Below are 13,853 nucleotides of genomic sequence, written 5' to 3'. Positions count from 1 at the left end.
ATGCAGGGGTAGGTGCGAGGACGCCACGCAGACCAGGCGTGCAGTGCCTGCATGACCACACCACGCCAACAGCCGGCGTGTGGCCGCGCCTGATGGACCCAGCGCACCCCAGGCGTGAATCGTGACGGGCAGTGAACTTGGCCTGCCAAGGCCTGCAGGCCCGCCATTCGACCGCCCCAGCGTTGACTCCGCCGCCACAGCCGTGGCCAGCGCGCACAGAACCCCACCGTGACCGCACCAGCACAGGGCAGTTGGACCGGGCAGGACAAGCACCTGACACAGCACCCGGTCGCCATCGATTCGCCATCCCGGCACCATGGCCTTGCCGTGCAGCGCTGCCGCGATGGGGTTAGGCTGGCCCTGGCTGCCACGACCGAGGAGGTTTCCATGGCCCACACCATCCGCCTGCACCGCGTACTCCAGGCGCCCCCGGAGCGCATCTACCGTGCCTTTACCAGTGCCGCCGCCCTGGCCAAATGGATGCCGCCGCACGGTTTTGTCTGCGAGGTGGAAGAGATGGACGCCCGCACCGGCGGACGCTTTCGCATGGCCTTCATCAACCTGGGGTCGGGCGAGCGCAGCAGCTTTGGCGGCACCTACCTGGAGCTGGTGCCCAACGTGCGCATCCGCAACAGCGACCAGTTCGACGACCCCAGCCTGCCCGGCAGCATGACCACCACGGTCGATCTGCGTGCCGTGCCTTGCGGCACCGAGGTGCAGATCGTGCAGGAAGGCGTGCCCGCCATGATCCCCGCCGAGGACTGCTACCTGGGCTGGCAGCAATCGCTGCAACTGCTGGCGCTGCTGGTGGAGGCACACATCCCGTCCGCACCGCCAACGGCCTGATCCGCGGCGCCCCTGCCACGCAGGGCCTGTACAGACGGCTGGCTGTAAGCCTGGCGTGCTATCAAGATGGGGACTGCTTTGACCCACTCCCCACCCTTGTGACCCCTGCCATGCACACAGCCACCACGTTTGCCACCATGCCCGATGACCAGGGCTTCTTCGGCCCCTACGGCGGCCAGCTGGTGCCCCTGCACCTGAAACAGGCCATGGACGACATCAACGTCGCCTACGCCCAGATCACCCAGCGCCAGGACTTCCAGCAGGAGCTGGCCGAGCTGTTTGCCGACTATGTGGGCCGCCCCAGCCCCATCTTCCACGCCAAGCGCCTGTCCGCCCAACTGGGCGGCGCGCAGATTCACTTGAAGCGTGAAGACCTGAACCACACCGGCGCCCACAAGATCAACCACTGCCTGGGCGAAGCGCTGCTGGCCAAGTTCATGGGCAAAAAGAAGGTGATTGCCGAAACCGGCGCCGGCCAGCACGGCGTGGCCCTGGCCACGGCCTGTGCGCTGGTGGGTATTCCCTGCGAGATCCACATGGGCCAGGTCGATATCGCGAAGGAACACCCCAACGTCACCAAGATGCGCATCCTGGGCTGCAAGCTGGTGGCCGTGACGCGCGGTGCCGCCACGCTGAAGGAGGCCGTGGACAGCGCTTTCGAGGAGTACCTGACCAACCCCAGCGACTACCTGTACGCGATTGGCTCGGTGGTCGGGCCCCACCCCTTCCCGATGATGGTGCGCGACTTCCAGAGCATCATCGGCCGCGAGGCGCGCGAGCAGTTCCAGGCCAAGCATGGCCGCCTGCCCGACTTCGTGGCCGCCTGCGTGGGCGGCGGCAGCAACGCCATCGGCATGTTCACCGCCTTCCTGCCCGACACCGCCGTGCAGCTGGTCGGCGTGGAGCCCGCCGGTGAAGGCGTGGACAAGCCCGGTCGCCACGCGGCCACACTGTCGGTGGGCAAGCCCGGCGCCATCCACGGCATGCAGTGCTATGTGCTGGAAAACGCCGACGGCACGCCGGCCGCCGTGCACAGCATCGCCTCCGGCCTGGACTATCCGGGCGTGGGCCCGCAGCACAGTTACCTCAAGGACCTGGGCCGTGTGCAGTACCAGTCGGTCACCGACCAGGAGTGCCTGCACGCCTTCATGGCGCTGTCGCGCGTGGAAGGCATCATCCCCGCGCTGGAAAGCGCCCATGCCGTGGCCTGGGCCATGCGCACCGCCCCCACGCTGGGTGCGGACCAGCACATCCTGGTCAACCTGTCCGGCCGTGGCGACAAGGATGCGGACTACGTGGCCAAAATCCTCAACCTGTAAAACGATCGTCAAGAGGTTGGCGCGAAATTTGCGAAACATTTTGTATACCGTTGCCATAAGCAGCGGGGCATACCCAAGGATTCGTGATGAACTTCGTTGCCAACCTGTCGATCAAGCGCCGCCTGTACTGCGGCACCCTGTTTTGCCTGGCCATGCTGGCCGCCATTGGCGGCGCGGGCTTTTATGCCCTGGAGCAGACCCACCACACGGTGGAAGAGGTCTTCGCCACCCGGGTGCAGACCCTGACCGATATCAGCGAGCTGCGCACCAATCTAGGGAGCCTGCAGATCGCCGAGAAAAACACCATCGTGAATGCCGACAGCTCGGACCGGGCCGAAGAGATGCTGGGCCGCTGGCAGACCACGCTGGCCAGCATCAAGGAACGCGCCCAGATGCTGGGGATGCTGCAGCCCGACACCTCGGACTACGCCCAGAAGCTGGGCGTGGTCCACACCTCGCTGGAGCGCTATGGCAACGACCTGTCCCCGCTGCTGGAGCAGGTGCGCCAGGGCCTGGTCAGCCCGGCCGAGGGGGCCGAGCAGGCCGAGTTCGTGCGCTCGGCCATCCATGACGCGGACGCCCTGCTGAGCGCCGCCGTGATGCAGGCCCAGGCCGAGCTGGACACCGCCCGCCAGCAGATCACCGCCCAGGCCGAGCAGATGAAGCGGCTGATGGCCGCCGTGGTGCTGATCGCCGTGCTGGTGATGCTGCCGGTGACGGTGGTCAGCGTGCGCACCATCATGCGTTCGCTGACCATGGCGCGCGACATGGCGCAGCGCGTAGCCGCTGGCGACCTGTCGCAGGACATCGTGGCACTGAACCGCGACGAGGTCGGCCAACTGGTGACCGCCATGGCCGCCATGCAGGCCGCCCTGCGCAGCCTGGTGGCCCAGGTGCAGGCCGCCTCGGGCCAGGTGTCCACCGCCAGCGCGGAAATCGCCACCGGCAACCACCACCTGAGCGAGCGCACGGAGGACACGGCCTCGCACCTGCAGACCACCACCGGCGCCATGGAAGAGCTGGGCCAGGGCGTGCAGCACAACGCGCAGGCCAGCGAAACCGCGCACCAGCACGCCCAGGCCGCCACCAGCGTGGCCCAGCGCGGGCGCCAGGTGACGGCGGAGGTGGTGCAGACCATGGCGCAGATCGCCCAGAGCTCCGAGCGCATCGCCCACATCACCGGGGTGATCGACGGCATCGCCTTCCAGACCAACATCCTGGCGCTGAATGCGGCCGTGGAGGCCGCCCGCGCCGGCGAACAGGGCCGCGGCTTTGCCGTGGTGGCCAACGAGGTCCGGGCCCTGGCCGGCCGCAGCGCCGAGGCGGCGCGCGAAATCAAGGCGCTGATCACCGCCTCCACCCAGTGCGTGGACACCGGCACCAGCCTGGTGCGGCAGGCCGGCAGCACCATGGACGACATCGTGGGCAGCGTGCACCGCGTGGCCCAGGTGATTGCCGAGATCAGCGAGGCAGCCCACACCCAGCACCGCCAGATTGCGGAGGTGATGCGCTCCGTGGACGAGCTGGAACAGATGACCCAGCAAAACGCCGCCCTGGTGGAGCAGTCCAGCGCGGCCTCGGCCTCGCTGCGCGACCAGGCCGGCGTGCTGGACCAGGCCGTGCGGCAGTTCACCCTGCCCGGCGGCGTCCCGTCGGCCGAACAGGCACTCCTGGAATCAGAGCAGCCCGTGCTGATGCTGCAAGGCTAGAGGCCATTTTCACCCCTTGATCACAGCCACAGGGGGTAAGCCAGCGTCGCTGAGCCCTCGGCCAGCGGCGGGGTCGTCACCCTGGGCGGCCACACGTACCATGACGCCCAGACCGACCCGTCCAATATCAGCCGAATTGGCCTGCAGCGCCTGTGCAGCAAGCGCAAGCAGCGATCAAAACCGAATAGCCCGTTCTCAGGGCAGCGGCGGGGCCATCAGGCGCCGCCCTTCCCCACCGGGCACGCTGCCAAAGCGTTCGCTCTGGGCCTGCCAGGCCTCGCGGTAGGCGCGGATGCTCGCCAGATCCGGGCCGACAAAGTTCCACCACATGGTCACCGGGTCGGCAAACGGTGCGCCACCGATCAGCAGCAGCCGGGTGCCGGCCTGCATCTGCAGAGTCACCGCAGTGCGCCCGGCGGCCAGGTACGCCAGTTCATTCGCAATCCAGGTCTCGCCGGCCACGGCCAGCCCGCCGGTCAGCGGCAGCAGGCCGTATTCGAAATCCGCGCGCAGCGGCAGCGTCACGGTGGCCCCGCGGTCACAGCGCACCTCCAGGCCCACCAGTGGGGAATGCAGCTGCGTGGGCGCGGTGTGTTCGCCATAGCTGCCGGCCATCAGGGCCCAGTCGCAACCCTGCGCCTGCCAGGTGGGCAGCACCGGGTAATGCGCAAAGGCGGGCGGCTGGTCGGCCACCGCCGCCGGCAAGGCAATCCACAACTGGGCCGCATGCAGGCGTGCACCGGATGTGACCGAGTCTTCGGTGTGCGAAATGCCGTAGCCTGCCGTCATCAGGTTCACCTGACCGGGGCGCACCACCTGTTCCGAGCCCAGGCTGTCGCGGTGCAGGATTTCGCCCTCGATCATCCAGGTGAAGGTCTGCAGCCGGGTGTGCGGGTGGGCCCCCACATGCATGCCCTGGCCGGCCGGAAAATCCACCGGACCCAGGTGGTCCAGAAAACACCAGGCGCCGATCATGCGCCGTCCCCGGGTGGGCAGGACGCGGGCCACCGTCATACCCTCCCCCAGGCTGCTGGTGCGGGCAACGATGCGTTCAGGCGGGACGGGTGCTTCGGACATGGTGCAAGACTCCTGGTGGGGCACATCAAACATGCGACGTTGTACCACCCAGCGGGCCTGCCCGGTGTCATCCAGGCACGCCAGACCCGCAGGCATCCAGGCCGTGGCGCCTGGGCGCCCCGCTGTCAGCCCAGGGCGACGACCGCGCCGGCCAGACGGGCGAAGGCGGACTCGGACAGGTCGTCGGCCGCCAGCGACTGGCGCCCGCCCCATTGGGTGAAGTGGCGCGACTGCGAACGCTGGTACTGGGGGTCGTAGTGCAGGCGCATCAGCTCGTCAAACAGCTGCGGCAACGCGCCAGCCTGGGCCCAGTCCTGCCAGCGGGCAATCGTCTCGCTGCCCTGGATTTCCTTGAGGTAGGCCAGCCGCTCGCACAACGAGGCCACGTCATCGCCCAGGTAGGCGTAATCGCGCAACAGGTAGTCCAGCCGCGCCGCCTCGGTGGCCTGGATCTCGATGACCGGCGCCTGGCGCATGTGCTGCACCAGTTGCAGGGGCAAGGCCACGCGGCCGATCTTGGGGCTTTCCCCCTCCAGATACACCGGCCGGCTCAGGTCCAGGGTTTCCAGCACGGCTACCAGCTGTGTCTCGAAGCTCTTTTGCGAGGGCTGCGGCACGCCCGGCAAGGCGCCCAGCAACGACCCCTTGTGGCAGGCCAGCCCCTCCAGGTCCACCACCTGCGCACCCTGCTGCTGCAAGGCGTGCAGCACCCGGGTCTTGGCGCTGCCGGTGGCGCCGCACAGCACGCGCAGCTGCAACTGCGGCACCAGGCGCTCGATCTCGTCGACCACATGGTGGCGGAAGGACTTGTAGCCACCCGCCAGTTGCTGGGCATCCCAACCGACCAGACGCAGCCACGTCACCATGGAGCCGCTGCGCAGCCCCCCGCGCCAGCAATAGACCACGGGGCGCCAGTTCTCGGGCTTGTCGGCAAAGGTGGTGTGCAGGTGCTGGGCCAGGTTCTGGGCCACCAGGGCCGCCCCCAGGCGTTTGGCCTCGAAGGGGCTGACCTGCTTGTAGATGGTGCCGATGGTGGCGCGCTCGGCGTCGCTCAGCACCGGGCAGTTGATCGCGCCGGGGATGTGGTCAAGGGCAAATTCTGCAGGCGTGCGGGCGTCGATGATGGTCGTGAACTGAGCAAGATCGGCCACACGGACGGGCTGGCGATGGGACATGGAAAAAACCGCAACAAGGAACAAAAGCCGACGCAGACAAGACGACCGGCGCATCTGCGCACAGCAGCCACCGCTGTACGCCAACACGAAGATGGGTCGACCCTCGACACGTGGCACACCCGCCTTCACGGGTTGCGCACACCTTGCTGTTGATGGCCCGCATTGTCGCCGCTGCAGGCGGCGCTTGCTGGATTTTCCATAAAGCACACACGGCCCGCACCTACAAAACTCGGGTTCTTCCCGCCTTATATGTGCCGCCGATCTATGCAACCATATGCATACATTCCCCGGCAAGCGCCATCGGTTAAAGGCTGGGGAGTGGGTCTTGTATGAGACACATAACTAGAATTTCGCCTACAAGCGTCAAGTTTTAAAAGGTAACCCCATGGTGCAACTATCCAGACGCCAGTTCATGCAAGTGACTGGCTCGAGTCTGGCGGCATCCAGTCTGGCAGTGATGGGCTTCTCGCCCACCGCAGCCCTGGCTGAAGTCCGTCAGTTCAAACTGGCCGCAACCACCGTCACACGGCAGACATGCACGTACTGTTCGGTGGGCTGCGGCATCCTGATGTACTCCTACAGCGACGGCGTCAAGAACGCCAAGATGTCGGTGATGCACGTTGAAGGTGATCCCGATCACCCCGTGAATCGCGGCACGCTGTGCCCCAAGGGCGCCTCGCTGCTGGACTTCGTTCACAGCCCCAACCGCCTCAAGTACCCCGAATACCGCGCTCCCGGCTCGACCGAGTGGAAGCGCCTGTCGTGGGACGAAGCCCTGGACCGTATCGCCAAGCTCCTGAAGGAAGACCGCGACGCCAACTTCGTCGAGAAGAATGAAAAGGGTCAAACGGTCAACCGTTGGCTCACCACCGGCATGCTGGCTGCTTCGGCCTCTAGCAACGAAGCCGGTTACGTCACCCACAAGGTTGCCCGTTCCTGGGGCCTGCTGGCGCTCGATAACCAAGCACGTGTCTGACACGGCCCGACGGTGGCAGGTCTTGCCCCGACGTTTGGCCGTGGAGCCATGACAAATCACTGGGTCGACATCAAGAATGCTGATGTGATCCTGATCATGGGCGGTAACGCTGCGGAAGCGCACCCCTGTGGTTTCAAATGGGTGACCGAAGCGAAGGAGCACAACGGTGCGCACTTCATGGTGGTCGATCCGCGTTTCAACCGATCTGCTTCCGTAGCCGATTTCTATGCCCCTATCCGTTCGGGCTCGGACATCGTGTTCCTGGGCGGCATCATCAATTACCTGCTGACCAACGACAAGATTCACCACGAATATGTGAAGAACTACACCGACTTCACATACATCGTGCGCGAAGACTTTGCGTTTGACGAAGGCATCTTCTCCGGCTACAACCCCGAGACCCGTACTTACGACAAATCGTCGTGGGACTACGAGATGGGCGAAGACGGCTTCGTGAAGACCGACCCCACGTTGCAGCACCCCCGTTGCGTCTACCAGTGGCTCAAGCGCCATTACGCGGGCTATACCCCTGAGAAGGTGGAAAGCATCTGCGGCACACCCCAGGCCAAGTTCCTGCACGTGGCCGAGCAGTTTGCCTCGACCGCAGTGGCCGGCCGTGTGGCGACCATCATGTACGCACTGGGCTGGACCCAGCACACCACGGGCGCACAGATGCTGCGTACCGGCGCCATGATCCAGCTGCTGTGCGGCAACATCGGCGTTGCAGGTGGTGGCATGAACGCGTTGCGCGGTCACTCCAACATCCAGGGCCTGACCGACTTGGGTATCTTGTCCGCTTCGTTGCCGGGTTACCTGACGCTGCCCAACGAGCGCGAGCAAGACTACCAACAGTACATCGCCGCACGCACGCCCAAGCTGCTGCGTCCCGGCCAGATGAACTACTGGTCCAACACACCCAAGTTCCACGTCAGCCTGATGAAGGCATGGTGGGGTCCTGCGGCGACTGCGGAAAACAACTGGGCATTCGATTACCTGCCCAAGCTGGACAAGCAGTACGATATGCTGCAGGTCACCGACATGATGGTGCAGGGCAAGGTGAATGGCTATATCGCGCAGGGCTTCAACCCCCTGGCCGCGCTGGCCAACTCCAACAATGTCCGCGAAGGCTTGAAGAAGCTGAAGTTCCTGGTCGTGATGGATCCGCTGGTCACCGAGACTTCCGAGTTCTGGAAGAACCACGGTGAATTCAACGATGTGGACTCCGCCTCCATCCAGACCGAGGTGTTCCGCCTGCCCACCACCTGCTTCGCCGAAGAAGACGGTGCCGTCGTGAGCTCCTCGCGCGTGCTGCAGTGGCACTGGAAGGCCGCCGATGCACCGGGTGAAGCCAAGACCGACATCGCGATCATGTCCGGCCTGCACCTGCGCATGAAAAAGTTGTACGAGAAGGACGGCGGCAAGTTCCCCGACCCCATCGTCAACCTCTACTGGCCGTACTCGCACGCCGACCACCCCACTTCCGAGGAAATTGCCAAGGAATACAACGGTCGCGCCCTGGTCGATCTGTACGACCCCAAGGACCCCACCAAGCTCATCCGCAAGGCGGGCGAGCAACTGGCGGGCTTTGGCGAAATGCGTGATGACGGCACCACCCTGGGTGGTTGCTGGATCTGGGCAGGCAGCTGGACGTCTTCGGGCAACCAGATGGCGCGTCGCGACAACAGCGACCCCACCGGGATCGGCAACACGCTGAACTGGGCCTGGGCCTGGCCGGCCAACCGCCGTGTGCTGTACAACCGCGCATCGTGCGACCGCCAGGGCAATCCGTTCAACCCCAAGCGCGTGCTGATCAAGTGGAATGGCAAGCAATGGGGCGGCGCGGACGTGCCGGACGTGGCCGTAGGCCTGGATCCCGAGGTGATCAACCCCTTCATCATGAATCCCGAGGGTGTGGCGCGCTTGTTCGCGCGCAAGGGCATGAACGAAGGTCCGTTCCCCACGCACTACGAGGCGTTCGACAACCCTCTGGGCTACAACCCCATGTATCCCAAGAACCCGCTGGCGGTCATCAACCCTGCAGCGCGTATCCTGGAATCCACCAAGGGCACCGCGGGCGATCCCAAGGACTACCCACACGTGGGCACGACCTACCGCCTGACCGAGCACTTCCACTACTGGACCAAGCACGTTCAGCTGAACAACATCGTTCAGCCCGAACAGTTTGTGGAAATTGGTGAAGCGCTGGCCAAGGAGCTGGGCATCGAAACCGGCCAGAAGGTCAAGGTGTCGTCCAAGCGTGGTTTCGTCAAGGCTGCGGCAGTGGTGACCAAGCGCATCAAGCCCATGCAGATCGACGGCAAGACCATCCACCACGTGGGCATTCCGATCCACTGGGGCTTTGCCTCGACAGGTCGCAAAGGCTACCTGGCGAACAACTTGACTGCGTCGGTCGGTGACGGCAACAGCATGACCCCTGAATCCAAGACCTTCCTCGTGAAGGTTGAGAAGGCATAAGGAGAAATAGCTGATGTCCTCAACCATGTCCCTCGATATCAAGCGTCGCTCCGCAACGACCACCCCCGCCCCCAGTGCGCGTGAAGCGCACAGCGGGGAGGTCGCCAAGCTGATCGATGTCTCCAAATGCATTGGCTGCAAGGCTTGCCAGACCGCCTGCATGGAGTGGAACGATCTGCGCGACGAAATCGGCACTTCGGCTGCTGGCGTGTACGACAACCCGACCGATCTGACCGATCAGTCGTGGACCGTGATGCGCTTTGCCGAGTACGAGAACGAAGCCACCGGCAATCTGGAATGGCTGATCCGCAAGGACGGCTGTATGCACTGTGAAGACCCCGGCTGTCTGAAGGCCTGCCCCTCGCCTGGTGCGATCGTGCAGTACGCCAACGGCATCGTGGACTTCCAGCAGGACCAGTGCGTCGGTTGCGGCTACTGCGTGACCGGCTGCCCGTTCAACATTCCACGCATCTCCAAGAAGGACCACAAGGCGTACAAGTGCACCTTGTGTTCGGACCGCGTGGCGGTGGGCCGCGAACCTGCCTGCGTCAAGACCTGCCCAACCGGCGCCATCATGTTTGGCACCAAGAAGGCAATGCACGACCAGGCAGAGCGCCGCATCGGCGATCTGAAGCAGCGTGGCTACGCGAACGCCGGTTTGTATGACCCAGCAGCTGTGGGCGGTACGCACGTCATGTACGTGCTGCACCATGCTGATAAGCCTTCGCTGTACAAGGGCCTGCCGGACGATCCCAAGATCAGCCCGATGGTGTCCCTGTGGAAGGGTGTTGCCAAGCCTCTGGCGATGGCCGCACTGGGTGCAGCTGCTGTTGGCAGCCTGTTCCACTACATCACCAAGGGTCCGAACGACGTGTCCAAGGAACTGGAAGATGAAATGGAGCGCAAGGACGCTGAAGCGCTGAACAAGGAGAACGGCAAATGAAACGCAACCCTCGCGACCTCGTGCGCTACAACGCATCGGAGCGCGCCAACCACTGGGTGGTAGGCATTTGCTTCATTTTGCTGGCCCTGTCCGGTCTGGCGTTCTTCCACCCCGCCTTCTTTCCGCTGACTCAGCTGTTCGGTGGCGGCCCCTGGACGCGCATCTTGCACCCCTACATCGGGGTGGTGATGGCTGTGTTCTTCATCATCATGGCCTGCCGTTTTGCCAAGCTCAACATCGTGGAACCCCGCGATATTGACTGGCTCAAGAACGTCAACAAGATGATCGACGGCGACGACCACGACATGCCCGAACAGGGCAAGTACAACGGTGGCCAGAAGCTCCTGTTCTGGGGCCTGGTGATCGGCATGCTGCTGATCACGGTCACCGGCGTGCTGATGTGGCGCGCCTGGTGGACGCTGCCCGTGGGCGTGGTGCGTGCCGCTTCGGTGGTGCACGCCATCGCTGCAGTGTGGATGATCGGTCTGATCATCATGCACGTCTATGCGGCTATTTGGACCCGCGGCACCATCCGCGCCATGTTGTATGGCACAGTGACCCGTGCTTGGGCCAAGCAACACCACCGCGGCTGGTATCGCAAGATGACTGGCGACAACGACTGATCCGATCAGTCTTTAGATAAAGTCACTTAGACGCTTGTTGATTGCCGCCGGACGCCCTCTGCTGGGCGTGCCGGCGGCTTCAATTTCTGGACCCCTATTTCTATGCAACAACGCATTCTTCAACCCGGCGAAATCGAAGCGCTGGACAAGACCAGCTTCCCCCGCATCCTGCTGCCCCAGGTCGCCAGCCTGTTCGCCGACCGCGCAGCGCGCCTGCGCCAGCTGTCGGACGGCAACCCGATCGCGGACTACCTGCAGTTTGCCGCCAAGATCGTGGATGCCCAGCATGCGGCGGCCGCCCAGGTGACGCTGCAGCCCCTGGACACCAGCAGCATGGAACGTGCGCAGCAGCACTCCATGCCCCTGTTGCCCGCCGCCGACCACATCGACCCCGCCTGGCACGCCGTGCTGGACGCCATGCTGGACACACTGGCGGGCAACGAAGGCCTGCCCGAGCCGCTGCAGCCACTGATCACCTCGCTGCGTGCCCTCAGCCTGCAGGAGCGCGATGAAATCGCCCAGCGCCTGCTGCAAAAGGAAGTGGCCGCCCGCCACATCGGCATGGCCCCCTTCATCATGGCCGCGCTGCAAGTGACCTATGCCCAGCGCGCCGCAGCCCTCAGCGTGCGCGACGTACCCTACACCGAGCCGGCCACCATCTGCCCCGTCTGCGCCAGCGAACCCGTGGCCAGCGTGCTGCGCATTGGCGGCCAGAGCAGCGGCCACCGCTACCTGCACTGCGGCACCTGCTGCACCGAATGGCACATGGTGCGCGTGAAGTGCTCGCACTGCGAGTCCACCGAAGGCATCCACTACCAGACCATCGAAGGCAGCAAGGACGTCATCACCGCCGAGACCTGCGACCAGTGCGGCACCTACCGCAAGGTCATCAACCAGGAAAAGGACCCCTTGGCCGAGCCGCTGGCCGACGACCTGGCCAGCCTGACCATGGACCTGCTGATGAGCGAGAGCACCCGCTTCCAACGCTCCAGCGCCAACCCCCTGCTGTTTGTGGCCGTGGCCGAAGAGCAGGCGGCCGACGCCGAGGCCGGCCTGGTAGACCCTGCGGCACAATAAGAGGCCAGCCACCTCCAGCCCCCGCCGAAAGGCCGCTGCAGCGGCCTTTCTTCATTGCACCATTGTTTTTTGACTGCGAGATTCCCCGCCGTGAACGCTGCCACCCCGCGCCTCCCCTCCGTTGACAAGCTGCTGCACACCCCGGCCCTGCAGGCCCTGCAGCAGCAGTACGGCACCAGCAGCACCACGGATGCCGTGCGCCAGGTGCTGGAAGGGCTGCGCCCGGCGCTGCGCGAGGGCAGCCTGCACGCAGACCAGGTGACCGAGAACGCCCTGGTGCAAGCGACCGCGCAGCGCCTGACCGAGCGCTTTGCCCCGCGCCTGCGCAGCGTGTTCAACCTCACAGGCACGGTGCTGCACACCAACCTGGGCCGCGCCCTGCTGCCCCAGGAAGCGGTGGACGCCGTGGTCGAAGCGCTGACCCACCCCGCCAACCTGGAGTACGACCTGGACACCGGCGGCCGTGGCGACCGCGACGACCTGGTCGAACAGCTGGTCTGCGAGTTGACCGGCGCCGAGGCCGCCACCATCGTCAACAACAATGCCGCCGCCGTGCTGCTGGCCCTGTCCACCCTGGCGGCCGGCCAGGAAGTGGTGGTCTCGCGCGGCGAGCTGGTCGAGATTGGCGGCGCATTCCGCATTCCGGACATCATGAAGCGCGCCGGCTGCCAACTGGTTGAAGTGGGCACCACCAACCGCACCCACGCCAAGGACTATGCCGAGGCCGTGACCGACGCCACCGCCCTGCTGATGAAGGTTCACACCAGCAACTACGCCGTCATGGGCTTCACCAAGAGCGTCTCGGATGCCGAGGTCACCGCCATGGCGCACGAGCGCGGCCTGTCCATGCTGGTGGACCTGGGCAGCGGCACCCTTGTGGACCTGCGCCAGTGGGGCCTGCCCCACGAGGTGACGGTGCGCGAGACCGTGGAGGCCGGCGCCGACATCGTCACCTTCTCGGGCGACAAGCTGCTGGGCGGGCCCCAGGCCGGCATCATCGTCGGCCGCAAGGACCTGATCGCCAAGATCAAGAAGAACCCCATGAAGCGCGCGCTGCGCGTGGGCAAGCTGACGCTGGCCGCGCTGGAGCCCACGCTGCGCCTGTACCTGCACCCGGAAAAGCTGGCCGAGCGCCTGACCACGCTGCGCCTGTTCACCCGCCCGCCCGCCGACATGCAGGCCCAGGCTGAGGCCCTGCGCCCCCGGTTGCAGGACGTGCTGGGCAATGCCTGGGTCGTCGAGACCGCCGCCATGCACAGCCAGATCGGCAGCGGCGCCCTGCCCGTGGGCAACCTGCCCAGCTGGGGCATGAAGCTGTACCCCGCCAGCGGCAAGCAGGCGGGCCGCCAGCTGACCCAGCTGGAAGCGCGCTTGCGCGCCCTGCCACGCCCGGTGATTGGCCGCCTGCACGACGATGCCCTGTGGCTGGACCTGCGCTGCCTGGAGGCCCCGGCCCAGCCGCAGTTTGAACAACAGCTGCATGCCTTGCGCTGAGCACGGCCCGCACGCCAAGACCCAGGCGATGGACGATGGCAACGAGGCGCGAAGCTGCAGGTAGCTCTTCAGTACGACAATCCCAGGCAACGGCGTGCCCAGGTTTGCACAGGGCTATCTAAATACATAGCTACTGGCG

The 13,853-nt window shown here is 65.2% G+C and carries 10 protein-coding genes; 8 read left to right on the top strand and 2 right to left on the bottom strand.

Going from position 1 to position 13,853, the window contains the following annotated elements; translation table 11 throughout:
- The first annotated feature begins 387 nt into the window (after window positions 1–387).
- From FYM52_RS01110 to FYM52_RS01100, 3 genes are all read left to right on the top strand, one after another.
- A complete protein-coding gene (locus tag FYM52_RS01110) occupies window positions 388–846 on the top strand; it encodes an SRPBCC family protein (protein ID WP_154162898.1) in 459 nt (152 codons plus the stop codon).
- A 110-nt stretch (window positions 847–956) separates the two neighbouring features.
- Entirely contained in the window at window positions 957–2,165 is a 1,209-nt protein-coding gene (gene trpB / locus FYM52_RS01105) for a tryptophan synthase subunit beta (protein ID WP_154162741.1), read from the top strand.
- Window positions 2,166–2,251: 86 nt separating this feature from the next.
- Complete coding sequence (locus tag FYM52_RS01100; RefSeq protein ID WP_154162740.1) at window positions 2,252–3,874, top strand: methyl-accepting chemotaxis protein; 1,623 nt, start codon at window positions 2,252–2,254, stop codon at window positions 3,872–3,874.
- Window positions 3,875–4,069: 195 nt separating this feature from the next.
- Here FYM52_RS01100 and FYM52_RS01095 read toward each other — a convergent pair whose 3' ends face one another.
- Both FYM52_RS01095 and mnmH read right to left on the bottom strand, forming a co-directional pair.
- Window positions 4,070–4,951 carry a pirin family protein gene (locus FYM52_RS01095; RefSeq protein WP_154162739.1) on the bottom strand — a complete coding sequence of 294 codons (882 nt, stop codon included), beginning with the start codon at window positions 4,949–4,951 and terminating at the stop codon, window positions 4,070–4,072.
- A gap of 125 nt (window positions 4,952–5,076) precedes the next feature.
- Window positions 5,077–6,126 (bottom strand): tRNA 2-selenouridine(34) synthase MnmH, encoded by a 1,050-nt coding sequence (mnmH, locus tag FYM52_RS01090; protein WP_154162738.1) that lies wholly within the window; start codon window positions 6,124–6,126, stop codon window positions 5,077–5,079.
- 385 nt (window positions 6,127–6,511) lie between these two features.
- Here mnmH and fdnG point away from each other — a divergent pair, with 385 nt between their 5' ends.
- The 5 genes from fdnG (at window position 6,512) to selA (ending at window position 13,714) form a co-directional block, all read left to right on the top strand.
- The gene (gene fdnG, locus FYM52_RS01085; protein ID WP_154162737.1) at window positions 6,512–9,577 is read left to right on the top strand and encodes a formate dehydrogenase-N subunit alpha; all 3,066 of its coding nucleotides are present in this window, start codon (window positions 6,512–6,514) and stop codon (window positions 9,575–9,577) included.
- A 13-nt stretch (window positions 9,578–9,590) separates the two neighbouring features.
- Window positions 9,591–10,520, top strand: coding sequence for a formate dehydrogenase subunit beta (gene fdxH, locus FYM52_RS01080; RefSeq protein ID WP_042412715.1), 930 nt, complete (start codon window positions 9,591–9,593; stop codon window positions 10,518–10,520).
- On the top strand, window positions 10,517–11,143 hold the full coding sequence (locus FYM52_RS01075) for a formate dehydrogenase subunit gamma (protein WP_042412714.1): 627 nt from the start codon (window positions 10,517–10,519) through the stop codon (window positions 11,141–11,143). Before fdxH ends, FYM52_RS01075 begins: the two co-directional genes overlap by 4 nt.
- 102 nt (window positions 11,144–11,245) lie before the next feature.
- Window positions 11,246–12,220 carry a formate dehydrogenase accessory protein FdhE gene (fdhE, locus tag FYM52_RS01070; protein WP_154162736.1) on the top strand — a complete coding sequence of 325 codons (975 nt, stop codon included), beginning with the start codon at window positions 11,246–11,248 and terminating at the stop codon, window positions 12,218–12,220.
- Window positions 12,221–12,310: 90 nt separating this feature from the next.
- Window positions 12,311–13,714 (top strand): L-seryl-tRNA(Sec) selenium transferase, encoded by a 1,404-nt coding sequence (gene selA / locus FYM52_RS01065; protein WP_162524612.1) that lies wholly within the window; start codon window positions 12,311–12,313, stop codon window positions 13,712–13,714.
- Window positions 13,715–13,853: the final 139 nt, after the last annotated feature.

The organism is Comamonas sp. CAH-2 (assembly GCF_009668305.1).
Lineage (GTDB): Bacteria > Pseudomonadota > Gammaproteobacteria > Burkholderiales > Burkholderiaceae_C > Comamonas > Comamonas aquatica.
Note: the sequence above shows the minus strand (reverse complement) of the source record. Positions and strands in the feature narration are given on the sequence as shown.